A 14,778-nucleotide genomic window follows, 5' to 3' on the forward strand; every position below is an offset into this window, starting at 1 on the left:
GCAATCCGCGTCAGTTCAACGACGGGCGCGGATTGTTGGCAGCGTGCGAATGGATCTTCCGCACGCTCCACTCAACCGCGTCGCGCATGGTTTTGCCCAAGGCGGTGTCAAAAGCGGCAACAAGATCCGGCGTTTCGTCGCTGGTCGAGACAACGGCTTCCTGAAACGAGCTTGAAGCGATGATCTTGTCTTCGAACTCGTCGATGATCTTGATGTTCATTCGCACTTCGATCTTTACGGTTTTCGAGTTTTCGGTTTCTCCGACGACAATCCCCTGGAACTCGCGCAGGTCCGGAACGATGACATAGTCGGCGCGCAGGCCGACCGTCGAACGGCCCACGGCGGCGACGCGACCGCTGTTTTCAAAGCTTTCGACCATCAACGCCTGAACGATCAAAGGTGCTCGGTCCACCCACCGGGCACGCGGCAGATACTGGACCTGCAGGGGCGTTGGCTGCACGGCAATCTGGTCGGTATTGACCGCAGCGGTTGCAGTGGGTTCCTGGATGACGATCTGTTTCTGCACCCGGGGCAAAGACTGCGAGAACGTGCTCTTGGGGGTCAGCAGATACAGGTCGTTCGGTTTCGAGGCCTGTTTCAACGTGCCCAGTCCGGCACATCCGCCCAGCGTCGTGATTGCAAGGGTCAGAAGAAGGGGCCTGATCATTGACGGAACTCCGATGCTTGGGTGCCCAGAAGGAAACGCGCGGGGTCGCGCTCGACCTTGTCGACAAGACGGTCCAGACTGATGACAAGGCGTTGGGATTCTTCCACGAAACGAACGAATTGTGGCAGTCCGACCCGCAGGAAGTCCGAAACCTGCCGGCGGTTTTGTTGAACGATGCCGTCGATCGTTCCCAACAGGTCCGATGCCGATTGCGACGCGCTCAGAACGTCCGCTGAAATCTGGTCGATCTTGTCGGTCACGTTCGTTACCGTTTCGGCCACTTTGGTGGCGGCATTTCGGATGTCGGCAACAACCTGTGCAACGTCTTCGTCCATCACGCGATTGGCCGAGTCGAACGCGCGTTCTGCGGATGCCAGAGTTCCTTTCGCCGTATCCATGGCCGAGGTCACCGAGTCGAGCGTTTGGTTGGCGTTTGCAAACGTGTTGTTGACAGTTGCCATGGTGACCGCGGCTTCGTCCGACAACCCGATCAGGCGGTCCGCGAGTTGCGACCCGCGCTCGATGAAGGGGCGGACGTCGTCTTCGATGACCTTGTTTGCCGTGGCCAGCGTCTCGTTCGCGCTGTCCAGTGCGGTTTTTGCCGATTCCGAGGCCGTTTTGATGCTGTTCAGCGTATCGGTTCCGGTGGTCAGCGTGGTTTCTGCAGTATCGGCCAACTGATCCAGGCGTTTGGTGAAGGCCCCGATGTCTTTTGCCGCGCCGCCCAGATCGCTGGACAGGGATTCAAAATCGTTCAGAGTCTTGTCCAAGCGGCCCGAGGCCGAAGCTAGGTTGTCGAGAATATCCGACACGGCCTTGCGATTGTTGTCATCCACCACTGCGTTCAGGTTCTCCAGCAAGGTCACCGCCTCGTCCAGGACCTTGGGTGCGCCTTCGAACAGGGATTGGATGGCGCTGCGCTTGCTTTTGATGACACTGTTCTGCGGCAGCCGTTCGGCATCGGGCGACCCGCCCGACAACTCGACATAGCTGACGCCGGTCACCCCCAGCGACTGCAACTGCGCGATCGTGTCCGTGGTCACCGGAATGTCAGCATCAACCTCAAGCCGGACCCTTACTTTGGACGGATCATCGTCATCCAGGTCCAGCGAAATGACCTGTCCCACGGGCAGACCGTTATAGCTGACGCCACCGGCGGCTGACAGGCCCGATACGTTGTCGAACAGCACGTCATAATACGCGTATTGGCGCGTGACTTCGAACTTGGCCAGCCACAGGAAGAAGCCGAACGCACTGAGGATGCCCGCAAGTGTAAACGCGCCGATCAGGATATAGTTCGCCCGGGTTTCCATCGCTTCTACCTGTCCTGCCCCTTCTGTTGCGCCGCGCGGGCCCGGGGGCCTGTGAAGTACTCCTGCACCCAAGGGTGGTCGACCTTGGTCATGTCTTCAATCGGACCTTCCACCAGCACGCGCTTTTCTGCAAGAACCGCAACGCGGTCGCAGATCGCGTACAGGCTGTCCAGGTCATGTGTTACCATGAAAACGGTCAATCCCAAGGCCTGTTGCAATTCTCCGATCAATTCGTCGTAGGCCGCGGCGCCGATGGGATCCAGCCCGGCGGTGGGCTCGTCCAGAAACACGATCTCGGGGTCCAATGCCAGCGCCCGGGCCAGCGCGGCCCGCTTGCGCATACCGCCTGACAGCTCTGACGGGAACTTGCCGCAACTCAGCTGTGGCAGCCCTACAAGGCTGATCTTGAGGCTGCCGAGCGCCCGCATCAAGCTCTCGCTCAGGCCGGTGTGTTCGCGCAACGGGGCCATGACGTTCTGGAGCACGGTCAGCGAGGAAAACAGTGCCCCGTCCTGAAAGGCGACGCCCCAGCGTTTCTCGATGCGGCGTCGGTCGGCCTCGGGGCCGTTGAGCACGTCGACACCCAAAACTTCGATACTGCCTGCCGCGGGTTTGTTCAGCCCGACGATGGTGCGCAGAAGGACGGACTTGCCGGTCCCGGACCCGCCGACAATGCCCAGCACTTCGCCGCGCCAGACATCCAGGTTCAGGTCGTCATGCACCACCTGCGGACCGAACTGGTTGCGCAGATTGCGCACACGGATCACCGCTTCGCGTTGCGCGTCCAGCTTGGCGGTCGATGTCTGAGCGGATCCATCCATGTCAGACACCGATCTCGGAGAAGAAAATGGAAAACAGCGCGTCGATGGCAATAACCATGAAAATCGACTGAACAACCGACGCGGTGGTGCGTTGGCCGACGCTTTGGGCGGAACCCTTGACCTGCATTGCCTGCCAACAGGCGATCACCCCGATGACCATGGCAAAGAACGGCGCCTTGATCAGCCCAACCGCCAGATGCCAGACGCTGGTGTTTTCCTTCAGGCGCGTAATGAACATTCCGGGGCTGACGCCCAGATCGATCCAGCTCATCAGGGCGCCGCCAAAAAGGCCTGCGATGTCGGCCACGAAGCCCAGGATCGGCAGCATGATCAGCAGTGCAAGAACCCGTGGAATGACGAGCACCTCGATCGGGTCCAGACCCAATGTGCGCATGGCGTCGATTTCTTCCTGCACTTTCATCGAGCCGATCGAGGCCGTGAAGGCCGAGCCGGATCGACCAGCCACGATGATGGCGGTCAGCAGGATGCCCAGCTCGCGCAGTACCGAGATCGAGATCAGCTCGACCACGAAAATTTCCGCGCCGAACTGTTTCAACTGGGTGGCCCCCTGAAAAGCCAGCACCACGCCGATCAGAAACCCCATCAGCGCCACGATGGGCAGGGCCTTGAACCCGGTTTCCTCCATCTGCGACACGACCGCGGCGCGGCGCAGGCGCCACGGCATGATCATCGTGCGGCCCAGCCGGTGCAGGGTCAGGCCCAGAAAGCCGAGGATCGACATGGTGTCGCGCCCGGCGCCCACAGTTGATTGGCCCAGGCTCTCAAGCCATGGCATGAAGCCTTTTGGCGGGGCCTCGGCGGGAATGTCCTTGGGAATGTTCTCCGAGACGGTTTCCAGCAGCGCGGAATGTGCCGGTTTCAACCCGTCGAAAGCCACGGTCGCTCCCATGGCCGAGCACCGGTTTTTCAGGTCCGCGATCAGCCACGCGCCGCCGGTGTCCAGCGCATCGATTTCGGACATGTCGACCGTCACATGCGCCGCATCCGGGCGGGTGGCGCCAAAGGCGTCTTCGACGCCACTCAACGACTGTGTCAGCATTTCGCCAGACACAATCACGCGCGCTGTGTCGCCTTCCTGTTCGACTGCGATCGAGGGCTTCGTCATGCCGGTATCAGACGGGAAACTGTTCCGACCCGCAATGGCTTTGTTCAACCGGGCGGCGATTTGGGTGCGGGGGTTACCGGTTTGCACGGCCCGGGTCGCCCAAGAGGCGAGAATTGGCACAAAACCGGTTGCCTGCCCGAGGGAACCCCGACACAGTCCGCACCGTCGAACACCAGTTTTCCAATGGGAATCACGGCATGAGCCAAGCAGGAAACGTTCTTTTCATCATCATCGACCAATTGCGGGCCGATTGTCTGCGCGGTGCACTGGCTGGTCATGTCAACCTGCCCAATCTGCGCGCCTTCATGGACGAGGCCGTTTCGTTCGACCGGCATTTTTCCGTAACCAATCCCTGCGGGCCGTCCCGGGCCTCGATCCTGACCGGGCAATATGCGATGAACCATCGTTCGGTCCGCAATGGCACGCCGCTGCGTCATGACACGCCGAACATCGCGACCGAGATGCGAAAAGCCGGCTATCTGCCGATGCTGTTCGGCTATACGGACACCTCGGCCGATCCACGGGTTCATCATCCGAATGATCCGTCGGTGAAGACCTACGAAAACCCGATGCACGGGTTTCACGAAGTGCTCGAAATGCGCCTTGAGGAGTCCTATCCTTGGCGGTCCTACTTGATGCGCCGGGGATACGAGTTTGAAGACTACTGGGATCTCTACAAGCCGGTTTCGCCGGATGGGTCGGCCCCAAAATTGAACGACCCGGCCCTCTACACGGCCGAGGACAGCGACACCGCATTTCTAACCAACGGTTTTCTGGACGGAATTGCCGCCTATCGGAACTCGGGATGGTTCGCGCATTTGACGTATATCCGACCGCATCCGCCACTGGTGGCGCCCGCGCCCTACAACCGGATGTACGATCCCAACGCGTTGCCTTTGCCAAACCGTCTGCCCAGCCCGGAGGACGAAAAGGTCGTGCACCCGTTCTTTGGACCCGCTCTGGCCTCGAATACACCAAAAGACTGCGTGCAAGGTTTTGCCGAGGTGGAGCCGACGGATGAGAACACTCAGACCCTGCGGGCCGTCTATCTTGGATTGGCAACCGAGGTCGACCATCATATCGGCCGGGTCATCCGGTTTCTCAAGGACAGCGGCCAGTACGATGACACGCTGGTGGTGATCACCGCGGATCATGGCGAGATGCTGGGCGATCATTATTCCTGGGGCAAAATGTCGGTGTATGACGCGGCTTACCACACGCCGCTGATCATTCGTATGCCTGGCAACGCTCAGATGGCCGGCCAGCGTGTCGAAGTGCCGACCGAGTCAATTGATGTCGCACCCACGATCCTGGACTGGGTTGGGAAAGAGATCCCGAACTCGATGGATGGTCGATCCTTGTTGCCGCTGCTGCGTGGTGCCGTGCCACAGGACTGGCGCCGGTATTCCTTCAGTGAGCTGGACTTTGCCGATCCGCTGACGCCCACTCAGTTTCAGAGGGAACTAGGGACGGGTAACAGCGACTCGTGTCTGGGCATCCTGCGTGACGAACGCTTTACCCTGGTCGAGTTTGCAGCCGACCTGCCGCCGTTGTTGTTCGACCACCATGGTCGGGGCGAGGCCGAGAATGTCGCCGCAAACCCTGAGTACGCAGCTGATTTGGCGCGGCTTGGTCGTGAAATGCTGCGCCACCGTATGCGGAACATGGATCATTCCCTGTCCCTGCATTCCGTGACATCGCAGGGGCCGAAGTCAGTGCGCAGGTTCGATTGATCCAGGCGGCTGCCGACGATTTAACTAACCTGTGCCGCCGCTGGCGGACACAGTTCCGCGCGGCTCGGACGCCAAACAAATTCAGATAATTCAATGGACAAACGGTTTCCGTGGGGTATCGTGACCTTGGAAATTCCCGCGCTGATCGCACTCGTCCGGGCCTCCGGACAACTGACGTTCAGGGTGGACTGAGCGACGCAACAAACCCGAAAGGCGCAGTATGGTCGATTGGCTGGTGAATATCCTGCAAACCTATCCGGAACTGGCTGTCTTCCTCGCCATCGGCATCGGGTTTTTGGTCGGACCAATCAAGGTCATGGGGTTCAGTCTGGGTTCGGTAACGGGCACCCTGTTGGCGGCCGTCGTGATCGGGCAGGCACAGATCAGTATCGATTCAGCGGTGAAGTCCACCTTCTTCATCCTGTTCATCTTCGCAGTTGGCTACGGCGTTGGGCCACAGTTCATTCGCGGCCTCAAGGTCGACGGCGCGCGCGAGGTGCTTTTTGCGCTGAGCGTTCTCGCCCTGTGTCTGGTCGTGCCGGTCGTGTCGGCCAAGATCGCCGGGCTCGAGCTTGGCTACGCCGCGGGCCTGTATGCCGGCTCGCAAACGATTTCTGCGGCGATCGGAGTGGCGACCGACCAGATCAACCAGTTGGGTCTGTCGGCCGAGCAGGCCAAAACCTATTCCAACCAGATCCCGGTCGCCTATGCGGTGACATATATCTACGGCACGATCGGGTCGGCGATCATTCTGGCTAAGATCGGCCCGCGCCTGATCGGTGTTGACCTGGTGGCAGCCTGCAAGGAATACGAGGCCAAGCTGAGTGGCGGCGAGGATGTCGAGACCGGCGGCGGCATCGTTTCGGCCTATCGCGCGATCGAGGCGCGCGCCTTTGAGATTCCCGAAAGCAGCGAATTGCTCGGCCAGCCGGTCAAGGATCTGTTGCCGGGCGTCCGCGTCTATGCCGAACGCCTCAGCCGAGGTGGCAAGATCGTCGAGGTTGACGCGGACACGGTGCTGCAAGCGGGTGATGTCGTGATGTTCTCAGGCCGGCGCGGTGATCTTGTCGGAGCGCTCGAGCCCAGCCTCAAGGAAGCCGATGCGCCCGAACTGCTGAGCATCCCATCGGAAAAACTGGACGTTTTGATCACAAGCAAGGACGTGCACGGCAAGACATTGGATGAGCTCAGCAAGATGCCTCGGGCTCGTGGCGTGTATGTGTCGAAGCTGACGCGCAACATGATTGATCTGCCGCTGCTGCCGGGTACGGTTCTACATCGCGGTGACATTCTGACCATTCTGGGCAGCAAGCGCCATGTCGAGGCGGCCATCGCCGAAATCGGGTACGCCGACCGGCCCGTTGACACGACCGATCTGGCCTTTGTGGGCTGGGGCATTTTCATCGGGGGTGTCATCGGCACGCTCGCAATTACTATGGGCGGGTTTCCGATCAGCCTGTCGACCACTGGTGGCGCGTTGCTGGCCGGGCTGCTGCTGGGGTGGTTGCGCACCGTTCACCCGACCTTCGGTCGCATTCCCGCACCGTCGCTGTGGTTGATGAATACGCTGGGCCTGAATGTCTTCATCGCGGTCATCGGGATATCGGCCGGGCCCGGTTTCGTGGCCGGTTTGCAGCAGGCGGGTGTCGCGCTGTTGTTATGGGGCATTGTGGCCACGTCTTTGCCGATGATTTTCTCGGTTTATGTCGGGCATTACGTATTCAAATTTCACCCTGCCATCCTGTTTGGCGCCTGCGCGGGCGCCCGCACTACGACGGCTGCGCTCGGCATGATCCAGGAGGCCGCGCAAAGCCGAATTCCAGCCCTGGGCTACGGCATGCCCTACGCGATCGGAAACACCCTGCTGACGATATTCGGGATGGTCGTCGTTTTGATCCTCAGTTGATTTGGAAAGGTCTTGAGTCATGGACAGATTGAAGCTGCACGATTACGAAGCCCTCAGCCCCTTTCAGATCAAGGACGAACTGATCAAGCTGGCCTCGGTCGAGGCGCGGAAATCCAACAGCGCCTTTTTGAATGCCGGCCGGGGCAATCCCAATTGGGTCGCCACCCGCCCGCGTGAAGCGTTCTTTGCGCTTGGCCAGTTTGCCGTGACCGAGTCGCGCCGCGTCATGAATCATCCGGCGGGTCTAGGGGGGATGCCGGCAATGGCAGGTTGCCATGACCGTCTGTTGGAGTGGGGCAAGGCAAATTCCGAGATGCCGGGCGCCGACACGCTTTTAGATGTGGTCGACCACGCCATCCGGGCCTTTGGTTTTGACGCCGACGAATTCGTGCACGAGCTGACGGACTCGATCATCGGCGACAACTACCCTGTTCCCGACCGTATTCTGAAACACAACGCCGCCATCGCCCACGAATACCTGATGTGGGCCATGTGTGCCGGACACCGTCCCGATGCGCAGTTCGACCTGTTTGCGGTGGAAGGCGGCACAGCGGCCATGTGCTATATCTTCAAATCGCTCAAGGCCAACCGGCTGCTGAACCCGGGCGACACGATTGCCCTGTGCACGCCGATCTTCACGCCCTATCTCGAGATGCCCGAACTTGAGGATTACAGCCTCGAGTCCGTTCACGTTGAAACGGACGAGGAAGATGGGTTCCAACTGACCGATGCTGCAGTCGAAAAGCTGAAGGACCCCAAGGTCAAGGCCTTCTTTCTGGTCAATCCGGGCAATCCGTCGTCGGTGGCCCTTAGCAATGCTTCTCTGCGCAAACTCGCGGATTTGGTCGAGAACCACAGGCCGGACCTGATTGTCCTGACCGATGATGTGTACGGCACTTTCGTACATGATTTCACCTCGGTCATGGGCTACATGCCCCGCAACACGATCGGCGTTTATTCCTATTCGAAGTATTTCGGCTGCACCGGTTGGCGGCTCGGCGTGATCGCCGTCGCGCAGGATAATACCTTCGACGAAAAGCTCGCCGCGCACCCGGCCGAGATCAAGCAGAAGCTCGACAAGCGTTACGGCACGCTCAGCCTGCACCCCAGCGAAATCAAATTCGTCGATAGGCTGGTGGCCGACAGCCGGGATGTGGCCCTGAACCACACTGCCGGATTGTCCCTGCCGCAGCAGGTCATGATGACGTTGTTCTCGCTCTGCGAACTGGTCGACACTAAGAAAGCCTATCAGACCGCCTGTATCGAACTGGTGCATCGACGGTTCCACCTACTGACCGAAGCCTTGGGGATCGAGGTCCAGCCGGGTGATCACTATGACGCCTACTACGGCATCATCGACTTCGAATTCTGGCTGCGCAAATACGTCGGCGAAGAGGTCGTGGACTGGATCAAGAAGAACGTCCACCCGTTGGACATCGCGTTCAAACTGGCCGAGGACTACGGGATCGTGCTGCTGAACGGCAGCGGTTTCGATGCGCCGAACTGGTCCGCGCGGGTATCGTTCGCCAATTTGCCGGACGAAGCTTACACCCAGATCGGCCGCGCTGTCCGTTCGGTCGCGCGCGGTTATGTGCAGGCCTATCGGGCGGCGAACAACAAGCCACTTCACGGTTGAATCGCCGTTAGCGGTCACGGTCATTTTCTGCGCCTGTGACATCGCGGATGTTGCGTTTTTCGGCTTTATTGATAAACCCGGGTAAATCTGAATCATCGGGAAAAATTATCTATAAAATGTCGGCTACATCGAACACCTGGACCCGCGAAACCGCTCAGGCCATCTATGACCTGCCGCTGATGGATCTTCTGTATCGGGCGCAGACCGTACATCGCGAGAATTTTGACCCCAACAAGGTGCAGATGTCGCGGCTTCTGTCGATCAAGACCGGCGGCTGCGCCGAGGATTGCGCCTATTGCTCGCAATCCGCGCGCAACGGCTCCAAGCTGAGCGCCTCGAAACTGATTGAGGTCGAGCGCGTTCTGGCCGAGGCCCGCAAAGCGCGCGAGTCCGGCTCGACCCGGTTCTGCATGGGCGCCGCCTGGCGTGAGCCCAAGGCGCGCGACATGGATGCGCTGGTGGCGATGATTCAGGGCGTCAAGGAAATGGGCATGGAAACCTGCATGACGCTGGGCATGCTGGACGACACCCAGGTGGTGCAGCTGCGTGATGCCGGGCTGGATTACTACAACCACAACATCGACACGTCCGAGCGTTATTACCCCGAGGTCATCACCACCCGCACATTTGCCGACCGGATCGACACGCTGAACCGCGTGCGCGAGGCGGGGATGAAGGTCTGCTCGGGCGGCATTCTGGGCATGGGCGAAAATGGCGAGGACCGGATCGACATGCTGGTGACGCTGGCCAACCTGCCCGAGGCGCCGGACTCGGTTCCGATCAACATGCTGATGCCGCAGGCCGACACCCCGTTGGCTGACGCCAAGCCGATCGACCCGATCGATTTCGTGCGCATCATCGCGCTGGCGCGGATCATGATGCCGAAATCCCATGTCCGCCTGTCCGCTGGCCGCAGCGACATGAGCGACGAGATGCAGGCCATGTGCTTCTTTGCCGGTGCCAACTCAATTTTTGCCGGCGACACGCTGCTGACCGCCGAGAACCCCGAAGAAAGCAAGGACGCGATCCTGTTCGCCAAGCTGGGCATCCAGCCGATGGAGGCGGAGTCCGAGGCCCGCGTGGACGCGGCCGAATGACAGCGACCGCAAGGCTGGGCAATGCGCTGAAGGTGCTGGAAACGCGCCATCGGCTGCGCAGGCTTGCACCCCGTACGGGGTTGGATTTCGCGTCCAACGACTATCTGGGTCTGGCCGGGTCCGACGTTCTGAAACGCGCGGCGCAGGACGCGCTGGACCGGGGCGTTCCGCTGGGCTCGGGCGGGTCGCGCCTGCTGCGTGGCAACCACCCCGAGCACGAGGCGCTGGAAGCCGAGGCAGCCGCCTTTTTCGGCACCGAGGCGGCGCTGTACATGGGTGGCGGGTTTCAGGCCAACCAGGCCATTTTCTCGTCTCTGCCCGCGGCCGGGGATCTGATCCTGCATGACGAGTTGGTCCATGCCAGCGCGCATGAAGGCATGCGCCTGGGTCGGGCCGAGACCCGTGGCTTTGCGCATAACGACATTTCGGCGGCCCGCGCGGTGCTGGCCGACTGGCGTGCGCAGGGCGGCACGGGCCAGGTCTGGATCGCGGTCGAAAGCGTCTATTCGATGGAGGGCGATCTGGCCCCGTTGACCGCCCTGGCCGAACTGGCCCGAACCGAGCAGGCAGTGCTAGTGGCGGACGAGGCCCATGCCACTGGCGTCTTCGGCTCGAATGGGCAAGGGCTGGCCCATGGGTTGGACGCCGAGGTGCTGACCCTGCACACCTGCGGCAAGGGGCTGGGCGCCAGCGGCGGGCTGATCTGCGGACCGCGTGAAATGATCGACACCCTGATCAACCGGGCACGGCCGTTCATCTTTGCGACAGCTCCGTCGCCATTGGACGCCGCCATCGTGCGGGGCGCGTTGCGGGCCGTGGGGCAGGACCCGGGCCTGACATTGTCCGCGCGCGACCGGATGGCCCATGCCCATGCCGAGGCCGCGCGTCTGTGCGGCCTGACCGGTTTTCACAGCCAGATCATGCCCGTCATCGTGGGCGAAGATGCGGCCACGATGGATCGCGCGGCGAAACTCCAGCAGCTGGGGTTTGACGTGCGCGGGATCCGCCCGCCCACCGTGCCGCGTGGCAGCTCGCGGCTGCGGGTCTCGATCACCGGCAACGTGGGCGCGCAGGACATCACGGCGGTGTTTCAGGCCATCGCCGAACAACAGGCAGGACCCGCATGACCACAGTGATCGTGACCGGAACCGACACCGGCGTCGGCAAAACCGTGTTTTCCGCCGGGCTGACCGCGGCCCTCGGGGCGCAGTACTGGAAACCCGTGCAATCGGGGCTTGAGGAGGAGACCGACAGCCAGATCGTGGCGCGCCTGTCCGGCCAACCGGTCTTGCCCGAGGCCTATCTGCTGAACCTACCCGCCTCGCCGCACCTGTCGGCCGAGGCCGAGGGGGTCGAGATCGACCTCGACCGGCTGACCCTGCCGCAGACCGATCGCCCGCTGGTGGTCGAAGGGGCAGGGGGCGTCATGGTGCCGCTGACCCGGCAGGCCTATTACCTTGACCTGTTCGCCCGCTGGCAGGCGCCGGTGATCCTGGTGGCCCGGACGGCCCTGGGCACGATCAACCACACGACCCTGTCTCTGATGGCGCTGCGTGGCGCCGGTTGCCCGGTGGTCGGCGTGGCCTTTATCGGCGACCCCGAGCCCGCGGTCGAACAAACCATCATCCAGATGTCGCAGGTGCCCCACCTGGGACGCCTCGGCCGGATCGAGACTCTGACACCCGACACCCTGCTTCACGCCTTCGAGGCGATCGACATGGACACGATCCGAGGTGCCCTGTGACCCCGCTGGAATTTGACGCCCGCCACCTGTGGCACCCCTACACGAACGTGGCCGACCCGGGCCCGATGCATCTGATCGACCGGGCCGAGGGCGTGTATCTGTACCGCGAGGATGGGGTGAAGATGATCGACGCCATGTCCTCGTGGTGGTGCGCCATCCATGGGCACCGTCACCCTGCGATCACCGCCGCCATGCAGCAGCAGCTGGACCGGATGCCCCATGTCATGTTCGGCGGTCTGACCCACCGGCCCGCCATTGATTTGGGCCGCAAGATGGTGGCCCTGCTGCCCGACGGGCTGGACCGGATCTTCTATTGCGACAGCGGCTCGGTCTCGATCGAGGTGGCGATGAAGATGGCGGTGCAGTTCCAGATGGCCCATGGCCGCACCGACAAGGTCGAGTTCGCCACGATCCGAGGCGGCTATCACGGCGACACCTGGAAGGCGATGAGCGTCTGCGACCCCGTCAACGGCATGCACGGGCTGTTCCGCGGCGCGCTGTCGATCCAGCATTTTTTGCCGCGCCCCTCGGTACGTCTGGGCGACGATTGGCCCGAGGACCCGTCGCAGAACGGGCTCGACGCTCTGGAACAGTTGCTGCGGGACAAGGCGCACCGGCTGGCTGCGCTGGTGCTTGAACCGGTCGTGCAGGGCGCGGGCGGCATGTATTTCTATCACCCCGAGTTTCTGCGCCGGGCCAAAGCTCTGTGTCAGGCCCACAATGTTCTGGTGATCTTCGATGAAATCGCCACGGGTTTCGGCCGCACCGGAGAGTTGTTTGCCGCCACCCATGCGGAGTTGACACCGGACATCATCTGCCTGGGCAAGGCGCTGACAGGGGGACATGTCTCTTTCGCTGCGACCGTGACCACCGAACAGGTGGCTTATGGCATCGGCAACAGCGAGGCCGGCGTGTTCATGCACGGCCCCACCTACATGGCCAACCCGCTGGCCTGCGCTGCCGGCATCGCCAGCCTGGGGCTGCTGGAAGACGGCGGCTGGCAGGCCCGTGTGCGGGCCATCGAGGCGCAGATGAAGGCCGAACTGGAGCCAGCGCGGGGCCTGCCCGGCGTGGCCGATGTGCGGGTGCTGGGCGCCATCGGCGTGATCGAGATGGAGCACACGGTCGATCCGCGCATTGCCCATCGGCGGGCGCCGGAAACCGGTGTCTGGCTGCGTCCCTTCGCGCGCAACATCTACTGTATGCCGCCCTATGTGATCTCGGGCGACGAGCTGAGCCGGGTGACGGCGGCCATGGTCGAACTCGCGCGAGGCGACGCATGAGGCGGCACTGGCTGAACCGAGACGGCGCAGCGCAGTTGACGCTGGTCTTCGGCGGATGGGCGCTGGGGCCTGCGCCGTTTGCGGGCCTGACCGGGGCGGGGGATGTTCTGGTGGTTGACGACTATCGCAACCTCGATGACGCCCTGCCCGAAACCGGCGATTACGACACGGTCCGGCTGCTGGCCTATTCTTTCGGGGTCGCGTCGGCCGCGCATTGGCTGGCGGGTCACGGGCTGACCTGCGCCCGCAAGGTTGCGGTCAACGGTACGCTGTTTCCGGCGGATGCCGACCGGGGCATCGCACCCGAGACGGTGGCAGCCACGGCAGATGGCCTGAGCGCGGCCAGCTTTGCCCGGTTCTGCCGCCGGGCCGGGCTGGATGGCCCCGCGCCCGGGATCGATTTCGCCGCGGCGGCCGAGGAACTGCGGGCCATCGCGGCGCGCGGACCTGCGCCCGATCCCAAATTCGACCGGGTCTGGATTTCCGCCTCGGACCGCATCGTGCCGACGGCCGCGCAGGAAATGGCCTGGGGCCAATCGGACACCGTGCGCCGCATCCCCGGCCCGCACCAGCCTTTCGCGGCGGGGCAGACCTGGGCGGAGTGGTTCGCATGAACGCCATGCCGACGGACCGCATCCGGCGCAGTTTCAGCCGCAGCTTCGGCAGCTATCACTGCGCCGCTGGCCCGCAGGCCCGGATCGCCCGCGCGTTGGCGCAGCGGCTGGTCGATCTCGGGGCACCCCGCCAATTTGGCACCCTGTTCGAAATCGGCTGCGGCACCGGCCATCTGACCGAGGCGCTGTACCAGCAGTTTTCGTTCACCCGGTCCACGCTCAACGACCTGATGGCCGAGGCCCGGGGCACCGCGCGGCGATGGGGCGCGGATTTCCTGCAAGGCGATATCCGAAATGTGACATGGCCTGCGCGGCCTGACCTGATCGCCTCGGCCTCGACGGTCCAATGGCTGGACGATCCGGCGGCAGTGGTTCGCCGCGCGATGCACGAGGTCGCACCCGAAGGCTGGGTGGCCATTTCGGGATTCGGCCCGGACCAGTACGCCGAGCTTTCCGCGCTGGGGTCGGCCGCCCGCGCGCCCGGCTTGTGCGCCCCTGATGATCTGGCCGCAGGCATCGGCCCCGAGGTTGAAATCCTTGACCTGTGGCAGGATCGGCAACCGCTGTGGTTCGACACGCCGTTGGACGTGCTGCGCCACCTGCGTGAGACCGGGGTGAACGGCCGTGCGGCGCAGGTCTGGACCCGCGCCGACCTGACCGATTTCAGCACACGCTATCGCGCCGCGTTTTCCGGCCCCGAAGGCGTGCGCCTGACCTATCACCCCGTTTGGATTATCGCCCGCAAACCCGGTTAGGGGCCAACCGGTCGCATCCGGCCCCCCTACACCTGCCCGAAAACTGGTGATAGGCCTGTGCCCAGGGGAGGATCGGCTTGGAC

The 14,778-nt window shown here is 62.6% G+C and carries 13 protein-coding genes; 9 read left to right on the forward strand and 4 right to left on the reverse strand.

Going from position 1 to position 14,778, the window contains the following annotated elements; all coding sequences use genetic code 11:
* Positions 1-10 precede the first annotated feature (10 nt).
* Genes ACR0JC_RS13845 through ACR0JC_RS13860 form a run of 4 tightly spaced genes read right to left on the reverse strand, consistent with a single transcriptional unit; the run spans position 11 to position 3,927 of the window.
* A complete protein-coding gene (locus tag ACR0JC_RS13845) occupies positions 11-667 on the reverse strand; it encodes an ABC-type transport auxiliary lipoprotein family protein (RefSeq protein WP_170341335.1) in 657 nt (218 codons plus the stop codon).
* Entirely contained in the window at positions 664-1,980 is a 1,317-nt protein-coding gene (locus tag ACR0JC_RS13850; RefSeq protein ID WP_170341338.1) for an MlaD family protein, read from the reverse strand. The genes ACR0JC_RS13845 and ACR0JC_RS13850 overlap by 4 nt, the downstream gene beginning before the upstream one ends.
* A 5-nt stretch (positions 1,981-1,985) precedes the next feature.
* A complete protein-coding gene (locus ACR0JC_RS13855) occupies positions 1,986-2,801 on the reverse strand; it encodes an ABC transporter ATP-binding protein (protein WP_170341340.1) in 816 nt (271 codons plus the stop codon).
* A gap of 1 nt (position 2,802) precedes the next feature.
* On the reverse strand, positions 2,803-3,927 hold the full coding sequence (locus ACR0JC_RS13860; protein ID WP_170341342.1) for an ABC transporter permease: 1,125 nt from the start codon (positions 3,925-3,927) through the stop codon (positions 2,803-2,805).
* Between the two features lie 197 nt (positions 3,928-4,124).
* Between ACR0JC_RS13860 and ACR0JC_RS13865 the strand changes: the two genes are divergently transcribed.
* The 9 genes from ACR0JC_RS13865 (at position 4,125) to ACR0JC_RS13905 (ending at position 14,695) form a co-directional block, all read left to right on the forward strand.
* Entirely contained in the window at positions 4,125-5,660 is a 1,536-nt protein-coding gene (locus tag ACR0JC_RS13865) for a sulfatase-like hydrolase/transferase (protein WP_170341344.1), read from the forward strand.
* A gap of 220 nt (positions 5,661-5,880) precedes the next feature.
* Positions 5,881-7,566, forward strand: a complete 1,686-nt coding sequence (gene aspT / locus ACR0JC_RS13870; protein WP_170341346.1) for an aspartate-alanine antiporter — start codon at positions 5,881-5,883, stop codon at positions 7,564-7,566.
* 19 nt (positions 7,567-7,585) lie between these two features.
* Complete coding sequence (locus tag ACR0JC_RS13875) at positions 7,586-9,202, forward strand: bifunctional aspartate transaminase/aspartate 4-decarboxylase (RefSeq protein WP_170341348.1); 1,617 nt, start codon at positions 7,586-7,588, stop codon at positions 9,200-9,202.
* A 116-nt stretch (positions 9,203-9,318) separates the two neighbouring features.
* On the forward strand, positions 9,319-10,299 hold the full coding sequence (gene bioB / locus ACR0JC_RS13880; protein ID WP_170341349.1) for a biotin synthase BioB: 981 nt from the start codon (positions 9,319-9,321) through the stop codon (positions 10,297-10,299).
* Positions 10,296-11,426 carry an 8-amino-7-oxononanoate synthase gene (locus ACR0JC_RS13885; RefSeq protein ID WP_170341352.1) on the forward strand — a complete coding sequence of 377 codons (1,131 nt, stop codon included), beginning with the start codon at positions 10,296-10,298 and terminating at the stop codon, positions 11,424-11,426. Before bioB ends, ACR0JC_RS13885 begins: the two co-directional genes overlap by 4 nt.
* Positions 11,423-12,043: a dethiobiotin synthase gene (gene bioD / locus ACR0JC_RS13890; protein WP_170341354.1), complete on the forward strand. Its 621-nt coding sequence runs from the start codon at positions 11,423-11,425 to the stop codon at positions 12,041-12,043. The genes ACR0JC_RS13885 and bioD overlap by 4 nt, the downstream gene beginning before the upstream one ends.
* Positions 12,040-13,326 carry an adenosylmethionine--8-amino-7-oxononanoate transaminase gene (gene bioA, locus ACR0JC_RS13895; protein WP_170341356.1) on the forward strand — a complete coding sequence of 429 codons (1,287 nt, stop codon included), beginning with the start codon at positions 12,040-12,042 and terminating at the stop codon, positions 13,324-13,326. Before bioD ends, bioA begins: the two co-directional genes overlap by 4 nt.
* On the forward strand, positions 13,323-13,940 hold the full coding sequence (locus ACR0JC_RS13900; RefSeq protein WP_170341358.1) for a pimeloyl-ACP methyl esterase BioG family protein: 618 nt from the start codon (positions 13,323-13,325) through the stop codon (positions 13,938-13,940). The genes bioA and ACR0JC_RS13900 overlap by 4 nt, the downstream gene beginning before the upstream one ends.
* The gene (locus ACR0JC_RS13905; protein ID WP_170341360.1) at positions 13,937-14,695 is read left to right on the forward strand and encodes a methyltransferase domain-containing protein; all 759 of its coding nucleotides are present in this window, start codon (positions 13,937-13,939) and stop codon (positions 14,693-14,695) included. Before ACR0JC_RS13900 ends, ACR0JC_RS13905 begins: the two co-directional genes overlap by 4 nt.
* The last annotated feature ends 83 nt before the right edge of the window (positions 14,696-14,778 follow it).

It is taken from the genome of Ruegeria sp. CH5 (genome assembly GCF_056537025.1).

Excerpts from the sequence above, each read along its gene's own strand:
- ACR0JC_RS13850 (WP_170341338.1), bottom strand. The coding sequence starts at position 1,980 with ATGGAAACCCGGGCGAACTATATCCTGATCGGCGCGTTTACACTTGCG.
- ACR0JC_RS13855 (WP_170341340.1), bottom strand. The coding sequence starts at position 2,801 with ATGGATGGATCCGCTCAGACATCGACCGCCAAGCTGGACGCGCAACGC.
- ACR0JC_RS13860 (WP_170341342.1), bottom strand. The coding sequence starts at position 3,927 with ATGACGAAGCCCTCGATCGCAGTCGAACAGGAAGGCGACACAGCGCGC.
- bioD (WP_170341354.1), top strand. The coding sequence starts at position 11,423 with ATGACCACAGTGATCGTGACCGGAACCGACACCGGCGTCGGCAAAACC.
- ACR0JC_RS13885 (WP_170341352.1), top strand. The coding sequence starts at position 10,296 with ATGACAGCGACCGCAAGGCTGGGCAATGCGCTGAAGGTGCTGGAAACG.
- ACR0JC_RS13875 (WP_170341348.1), top strand. The coding sequence starts at position 7,586 with ATGGACAGATTGAAGCTGCACGATTACGAAGCCCTCAGCCCCTTTCAG.
- bioB (WP_170341349.1), top strand. The coding sequence starts at position 9,319 with ATGTCGGCTACATCGAACACCTGGACCCGCGAAACCGCTCAGGCCATC.
- ACR0JC_RS13865 (WP_170341344.1), top strand. The coding sequence starts at position 4,125 with ATGAGCCAAGCAGGAAACGTTCTTTTCATCATCATCGACCAATTGCGG.
- ACR0JC_RS13905 (WP_170341360.1), top strand. The coding sequence starts at position 13,937 with ATGAACGCCATGCCGACGGACCGCATCCGGCGCAGTTTCAGCCGCAGC.
- ACR0JC_RS13900 (WP_170341358.1), top strand. The coding sequence starts at position 13,323 with ATGAGGCGGCACTGGCTGAACCGAGACGGCGCAGCGCAGTTGACGCTG.
- aspT (WP_170341346.1), top strand. The coding sequence starts at position 5,881 with ATGGTCGATTGGCTGGTGAATATCCTGCAAACCTATCCGGAACTGGCT.
- ACR0JC_RS13845 (WP_170341335.1), bottom strand. The coding sequence starts at position 667 with ATGATCAGGCCCCTTCTTCTGACCCTTGCAATCACGACGCTGGGCGGA.